Origin of the sequence: Planococcus chinensis, from assembly GCF_042681545.1 — a bacterium.
GTDB lineage: Bacteria > Bacillota > Bacilli > Bacillales_A > Planococcaceae > Planococcus > Planococcus chinensis.
Genome location: NZ_JBHUFW010000008.1, coordinates 103208 through 120618, shown reverse-complemented (window position 1 = coordinate 120618; position 17411 = coordinate 103208). Strand labels below are relative to the sequence as shown.

Here is a 17411-nt window from a genome sequence, read left to right as displayed (position 1 = left end):
GTCCGAGTTAGTTCGGCGCGAGCCCGCGGAAAGCGTCCGGCTGAAGTGGAGGATCCAACCTAACTTCCATTAGTTTATTCATATAATTAAAAAATTATTCTTTTGTCTACAAGTTCGTATACACCCAACCGTTTTCCAGGAGGGTTTTAATACTCGGCAGCCGGAACCCTTTTGCCCGCCTTGAAATAATAACATGAAGTTATTAGAATTTTATGTTAATTTAAACGTATATCCTATTTTATTGGAGGCGAACGGTTCCATGGCGCATACAAACCAAAGCATTTTCATCAACGCCCCGCTCGAAGATGTCTTCCAGTATACGATCAATCCTGAAAACTGGGCTTATTTCTATAACAACCTGGCGGCACCGAAGAGAATCGACGGAAACGGCGAAGCCGGCACTGTCGTCGAAGCGGACTACGCTATCATGGGCATGCATTTCCCGCAGACGATCCAAGTGACGGAATGCGAGCTTTCCGGCTCCACTGCCCGCTGGACCGGCATGATGAGCGGCAGCTTCACTGCAAAACAGACCGGCCTGTACAAAGCGGTCGACAACGGCACCGAGCTGACGCTGGATATTGAGAGCTATATTCCGCATGACCTCTTCGGCCGTATCACCGACCGGATGATCTACGAACGGATTAGCAGAAATTCCGCAAACCATACGCTCGAAAACATCAAAGCCATCTGCGAAGGGACTGATTAGCAGAATCCCCTTTTTTGTTTGGCTTATCTCCCCTGCTCCTTTATATTGAAATTGGGTGATGATATGGATAGGAAAATTTATGTTGATAATGAAAGATACATTGCAGGGCTGACATTGAAAGACGAGGCGGCATTGGAATCCAATAATATGGCGCTCCATGCCTGCAGCGATCCGGCGCTCGTCCTCCGGAACCGGCAGCATTTTGCCGCCTCCCTCGGCACGGAGCTCGAAAACTTTGTCTGTGCGAATCAGACGCACAGCGCGAATTTCCACCGCGCCGAGGCTGTGGACAAAGGCCGCGGCGCCTTTTCAGCAAGTACGGCCATACCGGAGACCGATGCCCTTTATACGTATGAACCGGGGATCGTCTTGACGAGCTTTGCCGCCGACTGCGTCCCGATCGTCTTCTATCACGAAACGTCAGGGCTCATCGGCGCAGTGCATTCGGGCTGGCAGGGAACCGTAAAGGAAATCGCCTTACAGCTGTTCCGGCATCTGATCCACACGGAAAACTGTCCGCCGGACGGTTTCCGCGTCCAGATCGGCGCCGCCTTGAGCCAGAACCGCTTCGAAGTGGACGAAGACGTCTATTCCAAATTCAAAGCGCTCGGCTATGCGGATGCGTTCATGTATTTCAAGGAAGCGACGGGCAAATACCACATCGATAACCAGGCGGCCGTGAAAAAGCAGATCGAACTTGCGGGCGTCCCGGAAGAACGGATTTCCATCGACCGCACGTGTACGTTTGACAGCTCCCAAGGCTTCTCCTACCGTCAGGACAAAAAAAGCGGCCGGCACATGGCATTTATTATGAAAAAACAGTAAAGCCGAAAGATATCAGCATGGCCCACGGCCCGATCGGATGCACCGGTTTGCGCCGCGGGCTTTTTCTTTCCCGTCCTGCCCAAACAGGCTTAACCGCTGTTTGGACCGGGTATACAAAAACGAAATTCTTTTCAATTCCGGGAATTTGAAGGGCCGTTTTTTCAGCAAGTGTCTGCTCAAAAAATGAAACTTCTTTGCACATGGCCCGTAATTCCTAAAGAGGTGAGAACATGGGGTTTTTTAATCGTTTGTTCGGCGGAACGGACAAACAACCGCCGGAAGTGGAAAAGCGGACGTTGCGCAATCTGCGGGTCAAGGATTTCGTGACCTATGACCTGGCAGACTACGAAGTCGTCGGCAAAATCCATTACAATGACAACGGCTATACATGGGATGCCTATCAGCTTGCATCTGCCGGCAAAAGCAAATGGCTCAGCGTGGAAATGGATGATGAGCTGGAAGTGGGCATTTATGAAAAGATCCGGATTCCGGGGCTTGAACCCGGAGCGAAGCAAATTGAGCATGACGGCAAAACCTATTATCTCGAAGAGCAGGGCCGGGCGTACGTTACCTCTCAAGGCCGCAGCGAAAATATCAACGGTGCGGAAATGGATTATTACGAATACTTGGATGAATCCGGCGAAACCTTCCTGTCCATCGAAGTATGGGGCAGCGAAGTCGAAGTCAGCAAAGGCTACAGCATCGAAGAATACGAAATCACCATTCTAGCGGCAAGCTAACCAATAGGAGGAGAGAATATGTTTCAATTTTTCAGTCGTGTACGCACTTATGTAGAATCGGAGCTTAACGCAGCACTTGATAAAGCGGAAGATCCGGTGAAAATGCTTGACCAATTCATGCGGGACATGGCCCTGGACATCCGGGAAGCCGAGACGGCTGTCGCCAAACAGATTGCCAATGAAAAGATCCTGAAGAAAAAATACGATGATGCCAGCAGCATGGTGGAGAAACGCCAGCAGCAAGCCGTCCAAGCGGTCGAAGCCGGCAATGAAGACTTGGCCCGCCGTGCTTTGGAAGACAAGCAGAACCATGTAATCCAGGCCAATTCCATGAAAGAGGCTTACGAACGGGCAGCGAGCGATTCGGCCGTGCTGCGCGAAAAGCTTGCGGAGATGAAGCGCGAATACGAAGAAATGCAGATCAAGAAGGATTCGCTGAAAGCGCGTGCGGAATCTGCGAAGACGCGCACCAAGATCAACCGTACAATGAGTTCCGTCGGCAGCGACGAATCCCGCCAAGGCTTCAACCGGATGGAAGAGAAAGTTATGCACCTGGAAGCGGAAGCGGAGACGTCAGAAGATTTGCGGGCAGGCTCGCGCAGCCTCGACGATGAATTCGATTCGCTGAAAAAAGGCAGCGCCGTGGACGACGAGTTGGCCGCCTTGAAAAAACAGTTTGGAAAAGAATAACGAACCGCGGTCCGCTCGCTTGCGGACGGGCCGTTTCCGTTCATATGGAGTGTTTAGACGATGACTAAAAAAACTTGGCTAACGGGCGTGGTGGCTGCAGTCCTGTTCCTGTCGGCATGCGGCAGCCTTGTACAGGCGGAAGATTATGTGGAAGACAATTATACGTTTGTAAATGCTGTCCAAAGCGAAAGCGGTTCAAACAGCCGGGCGATGATGTACCGGTCCGGCAAGGACATTGAAGGCACCATCGCGGAACTGAGCGAAATCCAGGAGCCTGAACAAATCGGCGAGAAAGTCGAAGGCCGCCAGGTGATGGTCTATGATGATGAATTCATTATTTTGACGGAAGACCCGGACAATCCCGGCTCCACCCTTGTCGAAGTGGCAGATGACGAATTTGTCCGGAACCATTACAACCCCGGCTTTTTCACGGGGATGTTCTTCGGTTCATTCATCAGCAACCGGTTCGGATCGGGCTGGAGCCAGTCGCAGGCCACCCGCTGTGCACGCGGCGGATGCTATTCCGGCGGCGGCGGATACAATTCGATTCCATCCACTACAGGCGGGCGCGGATCCGTATTCCGCGGCGGCGGTCCGGGCGTCGGAAAATAACTCATAGCAAAGGAGCTTGACTTGTGAATTCATTCTTACTGACTTTTTTATATTTCCTGGCAGCAATCGCTGTTGTCCTTGTCGGACTGGTCATTTTTGAACTCTTGACGAGAAAATACAAGGACTGGGAAGAAATCAACGCCAACAACACGGCCGTCGCATTGTCGATTGCCGGAAAAATTATCGGTACGTGCGTCATCTTGACGTTCTCCATCTTGGAAAACGACACCATTATCGAAACCGTCACCTGGGGGCTTTTCGGGCTGCTCCTGCAATTCATCGCTTATTTCCTGTTCGAATTGCTGACGCCCCGCTTTTCGGTTGAAACTCAGCTGAAAGAAAGAAATACATCAGTCGGTATCATTTCATTTGCCGTTTCTGTCGGATTGGCGTTCGTCATCGGCGCTTCGATTACGTAAGGCGGTGGTTCCCATGCTGACCCAACAGGAATCCGTCCGGCAAAGCCGGGCGATATACTATGCTTCCGGGATCGTTTCCATCTGCGGCATCATTTTCGAGGTGCTGTTCGGAGCACTCGGTTCATACATTTTAGGAGATGGAGTGAAGCAGTATACGCTCACCATCTCCCTTTTTTTAACCGGGATGGGCATCGGCGCCTACCTCAGCGAGAAAATGACCCGGCACCTGATCGCCTCTTTCATCTGGATCGAATACGCCATCGGCATCATCGGCGGCTTTTCGGCCATGCTGCTGTTCGGCGTGACGGCTTACCTGCCGCCCGGCACCAGTTCGCTGTTTTTGTACAGCGTCATCCTGATTGTCGGTTCGTTGACAGGGGTCGAGCTGCCGATTTTGATCCGCAAAGCGAATGAAATCGGCGTCTCCCTCCAGAAGAGCGCGGCCAAGGTGCTGTTTTCCGATTATGCCGGCGGCTTAGTCGGCGGGCTGCTTTTCCTCTTTTTGCTGCGCCCGTATTTCGGGCTCGTCAAAACGTCCTTTTTGGTGGCGCTGATCAACGTCTCCGTCGCCCTCTGGATCGTTTTCCGCTTCAAGCATGAACTGAAACGTTTCCAGCTGCATGCGGCTTCCGGAATTTTCTTTTTGGCTATTCTTATCGGTGGCGCCTTGTTCGGTGAACAGGCGGCTTTTCATTTCGAGCAGCAGCTCTACAAGGATCCGGTGATTTTCTCCGAGCAGACATCGTACCAGAAAATCATCCTGACCAAGCAGCAGGGCGATACGCGCCTTTACCTGGATGGCCAGCTGCAGTTTAGCGCTTCCGACGAGCACCGCTACCACGAAATCCTGGTCCACCCGCCGATGGCTGCGGCAGCGCGCCATGACCGCGTGCTGGTCCTTGGCGGCGGAGACGGGCTCGCGGTAAGGGAACTATTGAAATATGAGGACCTTGGCAATGTGGACCTGGTCGACCTCGATCCGAAAATGACCGAAATCGCCCGCACCCAGCATTTGCTGACCGAACTCAACGAAGGCTCGCTCGACCACCCGAAAGTGAAGGTGATCAACGAAGACGCCTTCCGCTTTTTGGAGAATGCGGACGGCTTTTATGATGTCATCATCATCGATTTGCCGGACCCGAACAACGAATCGCTCAATAAACTCTACACGCAGGAATTCTATTCGCTTGCCCGCAACCATCTGCATCCCGACGGCGCCATGATGGTCCAGGCCACAAGCCCGGTGTTCGCGCCGCAAGTCTATTGGACGATCGACAAGACCATCCAGGCAACCGGCCTCCAGACCCAAAATCTGCATGCCGATATCCCGAGCTTCGGCGGCTGGGGCTATGTGCTTGCTTCACGCGGCGAAGTAGACATGGACCGCCTGGCCATCATCGAGGACACCGAGTACCTGACCACCGAGCTGCTGCCGGCTTTGACGGCGTTCGGCAAAGATGAAGATGCAGAGATCCTGGACAGCAGCGGCGAAGCGGTCACGCTTGAACCCAACACGCTGATCCGGCCGAACTTGATCGAGGTCTACGAGAAATCATGGACGAATTATTGAGAGGCTTCATTCTCAAATAAAACCTGCTTAAAAGGAAAAAGTGCTGAAGATTTCATTCTTCAACACTTTTTTATTATATAAATTGAAGTAAAGAATACTCATAGACGATATTCCGCAAGACAGCTTCGTAAAACCCCTGTGCTCCTGCGCGCTATGCGCTCGTCGCAAAGAGATGGCTCTAACTTCCTTAGAGCCATCTCTTTGCCGCGGGCGAGCGCCAAGCCTCCTCAGCCGCTTACGCGGCTTGCGGGGTCTCGGCTGTCTCGCTATCCCGCAGGCAAGTACCGGCCAAACAGCATTTGGCCGGTACTTTGCGACGAAGCGCGTAGCGCTGCAACGGTTTTTCATGTCCCGAAGCTAGCGCAGCGATGCAGGGACAGGAGCAGTACGGTTTTCTCCGCTGTTTTGCTCCATATCTCAGATAGCATTGTATAAACGAACAAAGCCGCCAGTTTTCAATGAGCTAAACCAGTGCCGGCGCGCCCATGGGCTAAGCGGAGCAATGAGACGAGTGGTCTTCTCGGCTCATTGTGGAAGCTATGCCCAAAGCGCCGAAGCGGCATGCAAAAGCCAGCTTCTTTATTCAACCGATATAAATTGCACTTAATTATTCGGATTAAACATACAGATTTGGATCAAAAAATCTCCAGCAGCTCATCAAATCGTTCGATGGCATAATCGTATTTCTCGACATCGCCGAATCCGTATTTGGCATAAACAAAAGGAATGCCTGCGTCTTCTGCCGCTTTTTGGTCTCCAGCCGTATCCCCTACATAAACCGGTGCTTCCAAGCCGTTGCGTTTCATGAGCAGCTTGATGTTTTCACCTTTTGAAAGCCCTGTTCTTCCCGGATTTTCGAAATCCCGGAAATACTTGTCCAGGCCATGATAGGCATAGAAGGCTTCAATATAGCCTTCCTGGCAATTGCTGACGATGTATAATTCATATTTCTCCGATAACGCCTTCAGGACTTCCTCCAGGTTTTCATAAAGGATGCCGCCGCGTTCGCTCAAGAAATCGCCTTCGATCTCTCCGCAAGACTGGATGAGTTCCTTATGGACCTCTGCATTCAAATGCGGGAACAGCTTCTGCATGATCTCATGCATCTGCAGTCCCATTGTTTCTTTCAAATGCTGCTTTGTCAGCGTATGGTCTATTTTATCGTTCTGCTCGATCGCCTTGTTCCATGCCAGAACAACGGTTTCCCTCGAGTCCCACAAGGTGCCGTCCAAATCGAAAATGATGCTATCCATAAAACCCTCTCCTCTGAACTGATATGCCTCCATTCTACCTTTCTCGGGCACGTAAACCAACTGCTGCACATCCCAAAAAAGCACACCTTCCGCATGAAGGTGTGCTTGAGCTTTCCATTCAGTTCGGCGAGCGGTACAGCGGGAAATACCTGCTTTCCTCGGGAATCTCTTTTTCCAGGACAAGCATTTGGTACAGGTTCGGGTTGTGGATTTTCTTGCCGATGTAGAACTCCGACGGTCCTTCCGCAGTGAAGGTCTTCTTAAAGCGGTAAAGGCTGTCTTCCTGCCCCGAATACCCTCCCCCTAGGTGAAAGTTCTGAATCCCTCTCCCTTGTCCCCATTCCGCAATTTTAAAAATCAGCAGGTTGTTAGCGCCCAGGTTCCGGTAGCCGTCGAGCGAACCGGACAGGTGGTAATGCATGTAGTTGCCGCGGGTCAGGATCAGCGTAGCCGAAATCATTTTGCCATCCACAAAAGCACCGAACAAATGGATGTCTTCGCCGAACAGCTCGATGGTCTTTCGGAAATACGCTTCGGTGAAAAAGTAGAAGGCGGCAGCGTCGTTCCGGCGCATTGTTGCGTAATAGATCAAGATGAACTCTTCGAGGTTTTCTTCAAGGCCGATTTTCTTGATCTCCACGCCATTTTTCATCGCTTTTCGGATCATGTTGCGGTTTTTTCCAGGAATCCGGCCCAACAGGTCGCCGTCTTCCTGCAATCCGATTCTCACGGTGTTGTTGGCATGGACGACCTCCATGCTGCTTTGGAGCCCGTTATGGTTGTCGAGCAGCGGGTGGAACCTCACGAACTCCGAAACGATCCGGTTCGCCTTGCAATATTCGTCTACTGCTTCACGGAATTCCAGAAGCAGCGCCTGCTGGTTTCCATTAGCGGAAATCAGCGGACCTCCGTACCCGTAAGGCGTTGTGATGTCCCACAACTCCATATTCGCGCTGTTTGCGATTTTTCTTTTGATTACCGGATAGGCGACTTTCCCGTTCCCGTTTTTAAAAAAGAACAGGATCGCCTCCCCTTCATCCAAAAGCAGGGAACCCGTAAAATACTCGTGGGAAAAGTAGATGTCCTGCTCCGAAAATTCATCTATAATGCCATTCCAGCGCACTTTGTCCCGGCAATCGATTACTGACAGCAAACTTTTCTCTTTTACCCACATAGTATATAGCCCCCTGTTTAAAAATTTTTCCGTTTCTTGTCCTATCTATACTATAGGGGGTTTAAGTGAAAATCAGATGAAAGCAAACGGTGTTGTTGTTTTTTATTAAAAATAAAAATCAGCACTTAAAAATCTGTTTTTCCATTTCCATTCTTTCCTTTTACTGTATACTGAAAATTAAGATAGTTTAAAAGGAGGTTTCTGATGGGCAAGAGAGTTTTGGTTTTTTCACTGGCTTTTTTAATGTTTCTCGCATTCGCCGCCCCTACATATGCTGCTCCCGTCTACAAAGATGTCACCGACTCTTACCGGTTCAAGGCCGAATTCGATTTCCTGGCCAAACAAGGCATACTTGCCCCTGATGCAGCGGCCGATTTCCGGGTGGATGAGGAAATCACACGCATTGAAGCGGCTGCTTTTTTAGCGGCTGCTTTGAAGCTCGATGTTGAAAACCGGCCGGTTCCGGTGTTTTCAGATGTCTCGCCGGACGACCCGAACCTCCCCCTCATTGCCGCAATTGTCGATGAAAAGATCATGCTCGGCACACTCGAAGGCGAATTCCGGCCGAATGACAAACTGACACGCGCCCAGATGGCTGTCATCCTCGTCAAAGCTTTCGGCCTAAAAGGCACTTCATCGACCACCTTTAAAGACGTGCCGGCAAAGTTCTGGGCATCGCCTTACATCCTGACCCTAATCGGCAATAAAATCACCGTCGGCTATAAGGATTACACATTCAAGCCGAATCAATTCATCAGCCGATCCCATTTCATCGTATTTCTTGCCCGCATCCTGAATCCGGAGTTCCGGACAGAGGTGCCTCCGCCTCCGGCGGCCAAACCGCCTGCTCCGACACCGCCTGCAAGCTGTGAAAAGCCGGCCAAGACTGCCTCCTATAAAGTGAATGTGGCGGTGACGAATATGTGGAAGTACCCGAACCAGACCCGCTCCCTTGACCGGCCGTCCCTCGCATATCCCGTCGATATGCCGAAATGGCTCGGCAGCATGACCACCAGCCAGAAAAGATGGCTGACCGACCGCACAGATACCCAAGCGGTGTTTGGCGAAGAAGTGAGCCTGCTGACAACCGGAAGCAGCTGGTACCGGATTGCAGCCAAACACCAGTATGTCCCGTACCAGAAAGAAGGCTATCCTGGCTGGATTCCGAAATCACACATCACCAAAGTGACAAAGGATTATTCCGATTGCGCCGTAGCCCTCGTCACGGCAAAAATGGCGACGCTTTACAACGCCGACAACAAGAAAAAGTTTTTGGACATCAGCTACTCCACCCTCCTTCCGGTCATCAAAACCGAAGGCGAATGGCTTCACGTCCAAACTCCTGCCAACGGCATCAAGCTATTGCATAAATCGATGGCGAAAACGGCGAAAAACTACGCCGCTTTCAAAAAGCCGACGCAGGCGGATATCGTCAACAGCGCGAAAAAATTTCTGGGCCTGCCGTATTTATGGGCCGGCACCTCGGCATACGGCTTTGATTGTTCCGGCATCATCTATGCGGTCTACAAGAATTACGGCATGCTCATCCCGCGCGACTCGTTCTATCAGGCCACCAAAGGAACTGCCGTCTCCAAGCAGAACTTGAAGCCCGGCGACCTTGTGTTCTTCGCGTATAGCGGCGGCCGCGGGAAAATCTATCATGTCGGCATCTATATCGGCTCCGGCAAGATGCTCCATGCGCCGAACTCCTCATCGAAAGTGCGCATCGAAGCTTTGAATGCCGGCGTCTACAACACGAACTATGCCGGCGCTAGGCGCTATATCAATTAAACAATGGACGCCAGCCGCTCTTCTTTTGAAGACAGAATGTGGGTGGTACGCCAAAGAATGGTTCCGGCATCAAGCCGGGGCCGTTTTTCATTTCCTGCTCCTGAATCAGGATGCAATTTTGGACAGGAAAGATTATCTTTTCTTGCCAATCGTAGTAGACTAGAGATATACCCTTGTTTATCGAATGTTCAAAAATTTATCCTCAAAGAAAAAACATGATTTGCTCCTGCTGTCAGTCGGCGGGAATCCGGAATAGGTCAAGGGGGATGGTTTCATGAGCAACTGGAAAACCCACATCGAATTGATTGCCGCCATTGTGTCGGGTATTTTAATTGTGATTGCTTACTTCCTGGAGTCTTCTTCAACGGGCAGCTGGTTCGTCCTTGTTTACTTGCTCGCTTTTCTAATTGGAGGCTACGCCAAGGCGAAATACGGCTTTAAAAAGACGATTGAGGACCGGGAACCCAATGTGGAGCTGCTCATGGTCTTGGCTGCGATCGGCGCTTCCATCATCGGCTACTGGACGGAAGGCGCAATCCTGATCTTCATCTTCTCGCTGAGCGGCGCACTGGAAACGTATACCGTCAATAAAAGCCGCAAGGAGCTTTCCGCATTGATGAAAATCCAGCCGGAAGAAGCGTGGCTGCTGAAAGACAATGTGACCACCCGCGTGGGGATCGAAACCTTGCTGCCTGGCGATACGCTGGTCGTCAAACCCGGGGAACGCATACCGGCAGACGGCAAATTGCTGACCGGCCATACGGTAGTCGATGAGTCGACCATCAGCGGGGAAGCGATTCCGGTTTCTAAGAACGAAGCTGATCCGCTGTTCGCTTCAACCGTCAATCTAAGCGGCGCGATTACGATGGAGATGACCAAGCCGAATTCAGAAACGCTGGTCCAGAAAATCATCGATTTGGTGCAGTCCGCGCAAAGCGAAAAACCGCCTTCTCAGCAATTCGTCGAACGTTTTGAAGGGAAATACGTAAAAGTGGTCCTGGTCGTGTTTGTGCTGATGCTCTTTCTTCCCCACTACCTGGTCGGCTGGGATTGGAACACCACTTTCTACCGGGCGATCCTCCTTCTCGTCGTCGCATCGCCTTGTGCGCTTGTTGCCTCGATCATGCCAGCGACGCTTGCCGCCATTTCCAATGGCGCCAAAAGCGGCATCATCTTCAAAGGCGGCGTCCATCTGGAAAACTTGAGCGCGGTCCGGGCGATTGCGTTTGATAAGACGGGTACGTTGACGCGGGGACGTCCGGAAGTGACGGATTTTGTACTGCGCGAAGGACTGAATCCGGAAGAAACCATGGAGAAAATTGCCGGCATCGAAATGCAATCCAACCATCCGCTTGCTAAAGCCATCACGGAATACATCCAAAACCAAGGGATTGTTCCATTGGCCAATCTCCACATCACGGATGTCCCGGGAAATGGATTGAAAACGGTCATCGATGGCGAAGAAATCCGCATCGGCAAGCCGGATTTCGTCAACGAGGCCGACGCTGAAGCGTTTCAAAACGGATTGTTGACACGACTGGCGAATGAAGGGAAAACTGTCACCTTTGTGCGGGACAGCCAAGGGATTGCCGCAGCCATCGCCTTGAAAGACACCATACGGGAAAATACAAAGAGCACGGTTAAGGAGCTGCAAGAAGCTGGCCTTTATTGCATCCTGCTGACCGGCGATAACCAGAAGACGGCAAAAATCATCGCTGAAGAAAGCGGGGTCGATGCATATGTCGGCAGCTGCATGCCTGGCGATAAGGTGAAGGAACTGAAGAAACTGGTCGCTGAGTATCAATACGTCGCGATGACCGGCGACGGCATCAACGATGCGCCTGCACTTGCGATCGCCACCACCGGCATCGCTATGGGGGAAGGAACAGATGTGGCGCTCGAAACAGCCGATGTCATCCTGATGAAAAATGACCTGTCCCGCATCATTTATTCGATCCGCCTGGCCCGTAAGATGGAACGGATCATCAAGCAGAACATGTTTTTTTCCGTCGGCGTCATCATTGTCCTGCTGATCCTGAACTTCATGCAGTCCATCACGATTCCTTACGGCGTGATCGGCCATGAAGGCAGTACGATCCTGGTTATCTTGAACGGGCTGCGGATGTTGAATCGGAATGTTTAGTCCGCTCTCCTCAATTGCTTAAATCGATCCTTTCCGATTCCTTCAGCCCAAGAGCCGGAGCTAGGCTGAAGGAATCTTGAAAGATACAAGGGAAGGGGCTATGCTTTTAATAACCATTGCTGATGCTAATAACGATTTAGGCTAGACTATACTTCAGACCATAAAGGAGCACGCAACGAATGAATGCTTTCACAAAAGTACACGACCGAAAAAATACACGTTCCGTTAAATGGGATGCCGTCGGAACCATCTACAAGCTGGAAGACCCGTCAGATATCCTGCCGATGTGGATTGCGGATATGGACTTCCCTGCCCCGCCGCCTGTCCTTGAGGCCTTGCATAAAAGGCTCGAGCACGGCATTTTCGGCTATTCGTTCATGTGTGAAGAATGCCGCACAGCTGTAATCGACTGGCACGCAAAACGGAACGATTGGCACATCAAACCGGAGTGGCTGCTGTTCCATCACGGAATCATCCCGGCAATCGCCTCGATCATCGAAACGTTCACCGAGAAAGAAGATAAAATAGTGGTTTCGCCGCCTGTCTACCCTCCGTTTTTCCAGCTTGCTGAAAATCAGGGCCGCGAAGTCCTGTATTCGCCTCTTGTCGAACAGGACGGCCGCTACACGATCGATTTCCGGGACTTCGAGGAAAAGCTGCAAAGCGCTTCGCTGTTCATTTTCTGCAACCCGCACAATCCCGGCGGACGCGTATGGACCCAAGCCGAATTGCAGGAAATCGTCCGGTTGTGCAGCAAGCATGACGTCCTCATCATTTCAGATGAAATCCATGGCGACTTGATGATGGGCTCAAACCGCCACATCCCGCTGGAGAAGATCGCCGGTGCAGAAAGCCACCGGATCTTTACATGCATGGCGCCCACCAAAACATTCAATCTGGCCGGCATCCAAGTGGCGATGATTGTGGCCACTGACGAAGAAAAGCGTTTGAAGCTCGAGGAGCACGCGGCGGCCCACGGCAACGGCATGCTGAACTCTTTTGCCCCTGCCGCTTTGTTGGCGGCTTACAACGAAAGTGAAGAGTGGCTTACGGAAATGCTCTTCACCATTTCTGAAAACATGGATTTCGCCGTCCAGGCGCTTGCTGTGAAAGTTCCGGCGCTGCGCATCGTGAAGCCGGAGTCCACGTACTTGTTGTGGATCGACTACCGGGCACTTGGGTTATCGGAAGATGAAGTGATGGAGAAACTCCTTTCGGAAGGAAAAGTCGCCTTGGAGCCCGGCAGCAAGTACGGCGAGGCCGGCCGCGGCTTCCTGCGGATGAATGTCGCCTGTCCGCGCACCGTTTTGGAAGACGGCATCAACCGGGTTGCCAAAGCGCTTCAAGAATAAAATAAATATCCATTAGTCCTGCCCCTCGGACCGTGCTGCTTGAAGCACGGTCCGAGGGGCTTTTGGTTTCTTCAGAAGAAAACTCATATACCGAAAGGCTAACGTAAGGGGGATCTTTAAGGCGGCGATTTTAAAAACAAAAAGACGGTGCCGGTTTTCCGGCACCATCTCCAAATTTGAGAACCTTTGACGCAGGGGAAGGCTTTACGCTTCCTGCGCTTTGTTTTTCTTCACGCTGATTAATGCGCCAACTGCCACAATCCCTAGCAGCACTGCCCAGAAAATCAACTTCCACTCAGCTGAGTGGGCGAAGTCATACGGCAGTATACCAAGATCTTTATGCGCTAATGTCAGGACCGTCAGCTTCACGCCCACCCAACCGACAATGACGAAAGCTGTGGTTTCGAGCTGCGGATATTTTTCCAGCAGCTTGACGAATTTATGGGCGGCAAAACGCATGATGATAATTCCGACGATACCGCCTGCCAGCATGACGCCGAACTGGCCGCCGTTGATGCCGCCGATTTCCATAGCGCCCAGATGCGGCAAGGTCATAGCCAGTGCCACGGCAGCGAGCATCGAATCGACCGCGAATGCGATATCCGCCAGTTCCACTTTCAGGACGGTCATCCAGAAGCCGGACCCTTTTGTCGCTTCAGGCTCCAAGGAATGCTCCTTGCCTTTCCGCTGATCGTAAATGTGCTTGAATGCGATAAACAACAAGTACGCGGCCCCGAGCGCCTGGATCTGCCAAACGTCCACCAAAAGCGTGATCATGAACAATGCGGCAAAGCGGAACACAAACGCCCCCACCAATCCGTAGAACAACGCCTTTTTCTGCTGTTCCTTTGGCAAGTGCTTGACCATGACCGCCATCACGACGGCGTTATCCGCAGCCAGCAACCCCTCGAGCGCCACCAGCACGAGCAGCACCCATAAATACTCCAATAAAATTGCTTCCATCTTCCATCCCCCTCTTTTTGGCCAACAAAAAAGACCCATGCCTAATTAAAGGCAAAGGTCTTGCTAAGCAAAATTCATTGCTATCACAACCGATGGCGCAAAGCCATGTAATGACGACTGTGAAATAGGTTTCCCTATAGCTACTCCCCTTTGACGAATGTCAAAAGTCTCTTGAGTTGTATCATTAGAATACCATACCGGAAGGCTGAGCGGCACAGTAAATTTGTCTGAATTATGGCGCATCCGGACATTTCGTTTTAGTCTCTTGCTGCCTCCCTCTAGATTCAGTGGCTTCAAACGGGCTAAAAAGGGTATGGAATAAAAAGCGAATGTCAGGAGTGAGGCAGAATGAAAGAACTATTAACAATGAAAGAAGTGGAAAACTATCTCCAGGAACCAGGGCTGCAATTCCTTTATGTACTGACCACCAGTTGAAGCGTCTGCCATGGGCTACTTCCTCAGGTTGAGGAAGCGATGAACGAATTTCCGCGAATCGAAACAAGGGAAGTCAATGCAGAAGAAATCCCGGAACTCGCCGGTTTCTTGTCCATTTTCACTGTCCCTGTCCTTGTCTTGTTTGCCGACGGAAAAGAAATCCTGCGGGAAGCCAGATTTGTGCATGTAGACGAATTCAAACGGAAAATCGAAAAGATCTATACCGGCTTTTATTCGTAAAGCAACACAAAAAGGAGGCAGCGAATCGCTGCCTCCTTTTTGATGCTTATAAAATATCTGACCAGATCTTGATGGCTGTGACCAGGATGAGCAGCGCCAAAATCCACTGGAGGTATTTTGTGTTCATCTTCTGCCCCAGCTTCGCGCCAAGCGGGGCAGCCAAGAGACTGGCCACAATCATCACTGCTGCAGGCCCGTAAAGGATTTGGTCGGTGACGATTTTCCCCACGGTCGAACCGATGGATGAAATGAACGTAATCGCAAGCGACGTTGCAATGGTCATGCGCGTCGGAATCTTCAGGACGACCAGCATGATCGGCACGAGGATGAACGCTCCTGCTGCTCCGACAATGCCTGCCGCAATACCGACGATGAATGCCAAACCGGCAGCCAGCCATTTGTTGAACGTGACTTGATCAAGCGGAATGTCATCGACGCCTTTTTTCGGCATGAACATCATGATGACGGCAATGGTTGCCAAAATCGCATAGACGATATTGATGGCCCCTTCCGACAGCAAGGTTGAACCATAGCCGCCGATGAAACTGCCCAGCAAAATCGCTCCACCCATGTAAACAATGAGTGTCCGATTGATATAGCCGCTGCCACGGTAAGCCCAGACGCCAGCGATCGTCGCGAAGAACACCTGGATCGCACTGATGCCTGATACTTCATGGGCGCTGAATGCCGTATACCCCAACATCACCGGTATATAGAGAAGCATAGGGTATTTGATGATGGAACCCCCGATGCCGACCATTCCCGAGATGAATGAGCCGATAAAACCGATCAAGAAAATAACGATAATAAAATCTATACTCATCCTAACTCCACCTTTCTAAAAGGAAAAAGGGCATCGGAGATACCCTTCCCTGCTTTTAGCCTTTCTGGATCCAGAATTTAAGGACGTCGCCATCTTCTTGGATATCCAAAAGTTCATGGCCTCCGGATTTCGCCCAAGCCGTCATGTCCGCTTTTGCGCCTTTATCTGTTGCAAGGATTTCAAGCACCTGCCCTGATTCCATGTCTTTCATTTCTTTTCTTGTTTTTACGATCGGCATTGGGCAAGCCAAGCCTTTTGAGTCTAATACTTTATCTGCGTTCATCAAAATCTCTCCTTTTGGGTTGTGTTGTTTTAGAGTGTTGGTAACCGATACTCCGCAAAACAGCTTCGCTTGCCAGGGGGCTTGCGCTGAGCTAACTCGGCCTCGTTGCACTTCGCCCGAGTGGATCTCAGCACTTCGCTTGGTCCCCTAGGCGTCTTCGCTGTTTTGCTGCATATCTAAAATATTTCTTAGCGCAGAAGCGCCTTTTAAGCTTTTTATTTCAAGAAATTATCTCACTGCACAGCGGTTCGGTCCGATTTCCATTTCGCGCTGGACTTCGTCGTCCGGTATGATTTTCCCCATGTTCGTCTTGCGGATATCCTGGTAAGCATTCGGCTGCGGCGGCAGGTTTTTCGTTACCATATCGTGGAACTCCTGCTCGTCTTCAATATTCAAGCCGTGGTTTTCTTTGAACAGGTCGCCTAGTTTTTTCGCGACGCTGCCGTCCTCGTTAAGCTCTTCGATGATCATGAAGTGAGCCGGCAATACGATCAGCTCATCGGCCAATTCTGCATAGCGGCTATAAAGTGATTCACGCAAGTCGCCTACCCAGTCTTCTGCTAGACCGGCAAGGTCAGGGCGTCCGATGGAATCGATGAACAAAATGTCGCCTGTCATCAAGTACTGGTCATCTACGATAAAGGATGTTGAACCGATTGTATGGCCTGGTGAGTATAATGCTTCAATCTCAATTTTTGCATCGCCGATCGCCACTTCCAATCCATTGACCAATTTCGCATAGTCGAATACCACTTCTTCTGCATCCGCAGGCGGCAAGTAATACGTTGCGCCAGTCGCTTCTGCAATTGTGCGGCCTCCTGAAATATGGTCAGCGTGCAAATGCGTGTCGAATACGTGCTTGATCGTTGCACCTTTTTCCTGCGCGAAATCCAAGAAGACATCAGCCATGCGAGTTGCGTCGATGATTGCAGCTTCGCCGCCGGAGATGGCCATGTAAGACAAGCAGCCTTTTCCGATACGGACGAACTGGTACAATTCGCCGCCGTTTTTCAAATCGCCGACTTTCACTGGTTCCAAATGTTCGCTCCAGGCTTTCATGCCGCCTGCCAAGTACGCCGCGTCGACGCCTTCTTCAGAAAGCATTTCGGCTACCATGATAGAAGATCCTTCTTTTGCACAAACCACAAGGATGTCTCTGTCTTTTGGAAGCTCTGAAACCACTTCTTCGACTCCGTCCAATAAATCAAAATAAGGTGTGTTCAAATATTGGATATTGCCGCCTTCGATTTTCCAGTCGGCGAATGCGTCGCCGTTGCGCACATCAAGGATGAACAATGGTTCGTTGTCGATTACTTTTCTTGCTACTTCTTTCGCTGTCAATGCTTTTACTGCCACTATAATACCTCCCGGTGTATTTTATCGTTTAAA

At 51.0% G+C, this 17411-nt stretch carries 17 protein-coding genes; 11 read left to right on the top strand and 6 right to left on the bottom strand.

The features are described 5' to 3' along the window. Nucleotides 1-259 precede the first annotated feature (259 nt). The 7 genes from ACFSDB_RS11560 (at nt 260) to ACFSDB_RS11530 (ending at nt 5565) form a co-directional block, all read left to right on the top strand. A complete protein-coding gene (locus ACFSDB_RS11560) occupies nt 260-709 on the top strand; it encodes an SRPBCC family protein (RefSeq protein WP_204893239.1) in 450 nt (149 codons plus the stop codon). Between the two features lie 63 nt (nt 710-772). Beyond that, nucleotides 773-1534: a peptidoglycan editing factor PgeF gene (gene pgeF / locus ACFSDB_RS11555; RefSeq protein ID WP_204893238.1), complete on the top strand. Its 762-nt coding sequence runs from the start codon at nt 773-775 to the stop codon at nt 1532-1534. A 230-nt stretch (nt 1535-1764) separates the two neighbouring features. Further along, entirely contained in the window at nt 1765-2274 is a 510-nt protein-coding gene (locus ACFSDB_RS11550) for a DUF4178 domain-containing protein (protein WP_204893237.1), read from the top strand. 18 nt (nt 2275-2292) lie between these two features. Beyond that, nucleotides 2293-2964 (top strand): PspA/IM30 family protein, encoded by a 672-nt coding sequence (locus ACFSDB_RS11545; RefSeq protein ID WP_204893236.1) that lies wholly within the window; start codon nt 2293-2295, stop codon nt 2962-2964. A gap of 60 nt (nt 2965-3024) precedes the next feature. Further along, nucleotides 3025-3576, top strand: a complete 552-nt coding sequence (locus ACFSDB_RS11540; RefSeq protein WP_204893235.1) for a DUF4247 domain-containing protein — start codon at nt 3025-3027, stop codon at nt 3574-3576. A 23-nt stretch (nt 3577-3599) separates the two neighbouring features. Then, complete coding sequence (locus tag ACFSDB_RS11535) at nt 3600-3995, top strand: DUF350 domain-containing protein (protein WP_204893234.1); 396 nt, start codon at nt 3600-3602, stop codon at nt 3993-3995. 16 nt (nt 3996-4011) lie between these two features. Next, nucleotides 4012-5565: a polyamine aminopropyltransferase gene (locus ACFSDB_RS11530; RefSeq protein WP_204893283.1), complete on the top strand. Its 1554-nt coding sequence runs from the start codon at nt 4012-4014 to the stop codon at nt 5563-5565. A gap of 635 nt (nt 5566-6200) precedes the next feature. Here the strand turns inward: ACFSDB_RS11530 and ACFSDB_RS11525 are convergent. Then, nucleotides 6201-6818 carry an HAD family hydrolase gene (locus ACFSDB_RS11525; protein WP_204893233.1) on the bottom strand — a complete coding sequence of 206 codons (618 nt, stop codon included), beginning with the start codon at nt 6816-6818 and terminating at the stop codon, nt 6201-6203. Between the two features lie 118 nt (nt 6819-6936). Beyond that, on the bottom strand, nt 6937-7992 hold the full coding sequence (locus ACFSDB_RS11520) for a lipid II:glycine glycyltransferase FemX (protein WP_204893232.1): 1056 nt from the start codon (nt 7990-7992) through the stop codon (nt 6937-6939). Between the two features lie 204 nt (nt 7993-8196). Between ACFSDB_RS11520 and ACFSDB_RS11515 the strand changes: the two genes are divergently transcribed. The 3 genes from ACFSDB_RS11515 (at nt 8197) to ACFSDB_RS11505 (ending at nt 13278) form a co-directional block, all read left to right on the top strand. Beyond that, nucleotides 8197-9783: an NlpC/P60 family protein gene (locus ACFSDB_RS11515; protein ID WP_204893231.1), complete on the top strand. Its 1587-nt coding sequence runs from the start codon at nt 8197-8199 to the stop codon at nt 9781-9783. A gap of 274 nt (nt 9784-10057) precedes the next feature. Then, nucleotides 10058-11926, top strand: a complete 1869-nt coding sequence (locus ACFSDB_RS11510; RefSeq protein ID WP_204893230.1) for a heavy metal translocating P-type ATPase — start codon at nt 10058-10060, stop codon at nt 11924-11926. Nucleotides 11927-12105: 179 nt separating this feature from the next. Next, entirely contained in the window at nt 12106-13278 is a 1173-nt protein-coding gene (locus ACFSDB_RS11505) for a MalY/PatB family protein (RefSeq protein WP_204893229.1), read from the top strand. A gap of 204 nt (nt 13279-13482) precedes the next feature. On the opposite strand, the gene ACFSDB_RS11500 is transcribed toward ACFSDB_RS11505, so the two are convergent. After that, a complete protein-coding gene (locus tag ACFSDB_RS11500) occupies nt 13483-14241 on the bottom strand; it encodes a TerC family protein (protein WP_204893228.1) in 759 nt (252 codons plus the stop codon). A gap of 474 nt (nt 14242-14715) precedes the next feature. On the opposite strand from ACFSDB_RS11500, the gene ACFSDB_RS11495 reads away from it, so the two are divergent. Further along, a complete protein-coding gene (locus ACFSDB_RS11495) occupies nt 14716-14916 on the top strand; it encodes a thioredoxin family protein (RefSeq protein ID WP_377340116.1) in 201 nt (66 codons plus the stop codon). Between the two features lie 46 nt (nt 14917-14962). On the opposite strand, the gene ACFSDB_RS11490 is transcribed toward ACFSDB_RS11495, so the two are convergent. The 3 genes from ACFSDB_RS11490 to ACFSDB_RS11480 all read right to left on the bottom strand — a co-directional run bounded on the left by ACFSDB_RS11490 (nt 14963) and on the right by ACFSDB_RS11480 (nt 17378). After that, a complete protein-coding gene (locus tag ACFSDB_RS11490; protein WP_204893227.1) occupies nt 14963-15739 on the bottom strand; it encodes a sulfite exporter TauE/SafE family protein in 777 nt (258 codons plus the stop codon). A gap of 55 nt (nt 15740-15794) precedes the next feature. Beyond that, nucleotides 15795-16022 carry a sulfurtransferase TusA family protein gene (locus ACFSDB_RS11485; protein ID WP_204893226.1) on the bottom strand — a complete coding sequence of 76 codons (228 nt, stop codon included), beginning with the start codon at nt 16020-16022 and terminating at the stop codon, nt 15795-15797. A 228-nt stretch (nt 16023-16250) separates the two neighbouring features. Further along, nucleotides 16251-17378 carry an MBL fold metallo-hydrolase gene (locus ACFSDB_RS11480; RefSeq protein ID WP_204893225.1) on the bottom strand — a complete coding sequence of 376 codons (1128 nt, stop codon included), beginning with the start codon at nt 17376-17378 and terminating at the stop codon, nt 16251-16253. Nucleotides 17379-17411 lie beyond the last annotated feature (33 nt).

Excerpts from the sequence above, each read along its gene's own strand:
- ACFSDB_RS11545 (WP_204893236.1), top strand. The coding sequence starts at position 2,293 with ATGTTTCAATTTTTCAGTCGTGTACGCACTTATGTAGAATCGGAGCTT.
- ACFSDB_RS11550 (WP_204893237.1), top strand. The coding sequence starts at position 1,765 with ATGGGGTTTTTTAATCGTTTGTTCGGCGGAACGGACAAACAACCGCCG.
- ACFSDB_RS11485 (WP_204893226.1), bottom strand. The coding sequence starts at position 16,022 with ATGAACGCAGATAAAGTATTAGACTCAAAAGGCTTGGCTTGCCCAATG.
- ACFSDB_RS11495 (WP_377340116.1), top strand. The coding sequence starts at position 14,716 with ATGAACGAATTTCCGCGAATCGAAACAAGGGAAGTCAATGCAGAAGAA.
- ACFSDB_RS11510 (WP_204893230.1), top strand. The coding sequence starts at position 10,058 with ATGAGCAACTGGAAAACCCACATCGAATTGATTGCCGCCATTGTGTCG.
- ACFSDB_RS11520 (WP_204893232.1), bottom strand. The coding sequence starts at position 7,992 with ATGTGGGTAAAAGAGAAAAGTTTGCTGTCAGTAATCGATTGCCGGGAC.
- ACFSDB_RS11490 (WP_204893227.1), bottom strand. The coding sequence starts at position 15,739 with ATGAGTATAGATTTTATTATCGTTATTTTCTTGATCGGTTTTATCGGC.
- ACFSDB_RS11505 (WP_204893229.1), top strand. The coding sequence starts at position 12,106 with ATGAATGCTTTCACAAAAGTACACGACCGAAAAAATACACGTTCCGTT.
- ACFSDB_RS11560 (WP_204893239.1), top strand. The coding sequence starts at position 260 with ATGGCGCATACAAACCAAAGCATTTTCATCAACGCCCCGCTCGAAGAT.
- ACFSDB_RS11500 (WP_204893228.1), bottom strand. The coding sequence starts at position 14,241 with ATGGAAGCAATTTTATTGGAGTATTTATGGGTGCTGCTCGTGCTGGTG.
- pgeF (WP_204893238.1), top strand. The coding sequence starts at position 773 with ATGGATAGGAAAATTTATGTTGATAATGAAAGATACATTGCAGGGCTG.
- ACFSDB_RS11525 (WP_204893233.1), bottom strand. The coding sequence starts at position 6,818 with ATGGATAGCATCATTTTCGATTTGGACGGCACCTTGTGGGACTCGAGG.
- ACFSDB_RS11540 (WP_204893235.1), top strand. The coding sequence starts at position 3,025 with ATGACTAAAAAAACTTGGCTAACGGGCGTGGTGGCTGCAGTCCTGTTC.
- ACFSDB_RS11515 (WP_204893231.1), top strand. The coding sequence starts at position 8,197 with ATGGGCAAGAGAGTTTTGGTTTTTTCACTGGCTTTTTTAATGTTTCTC.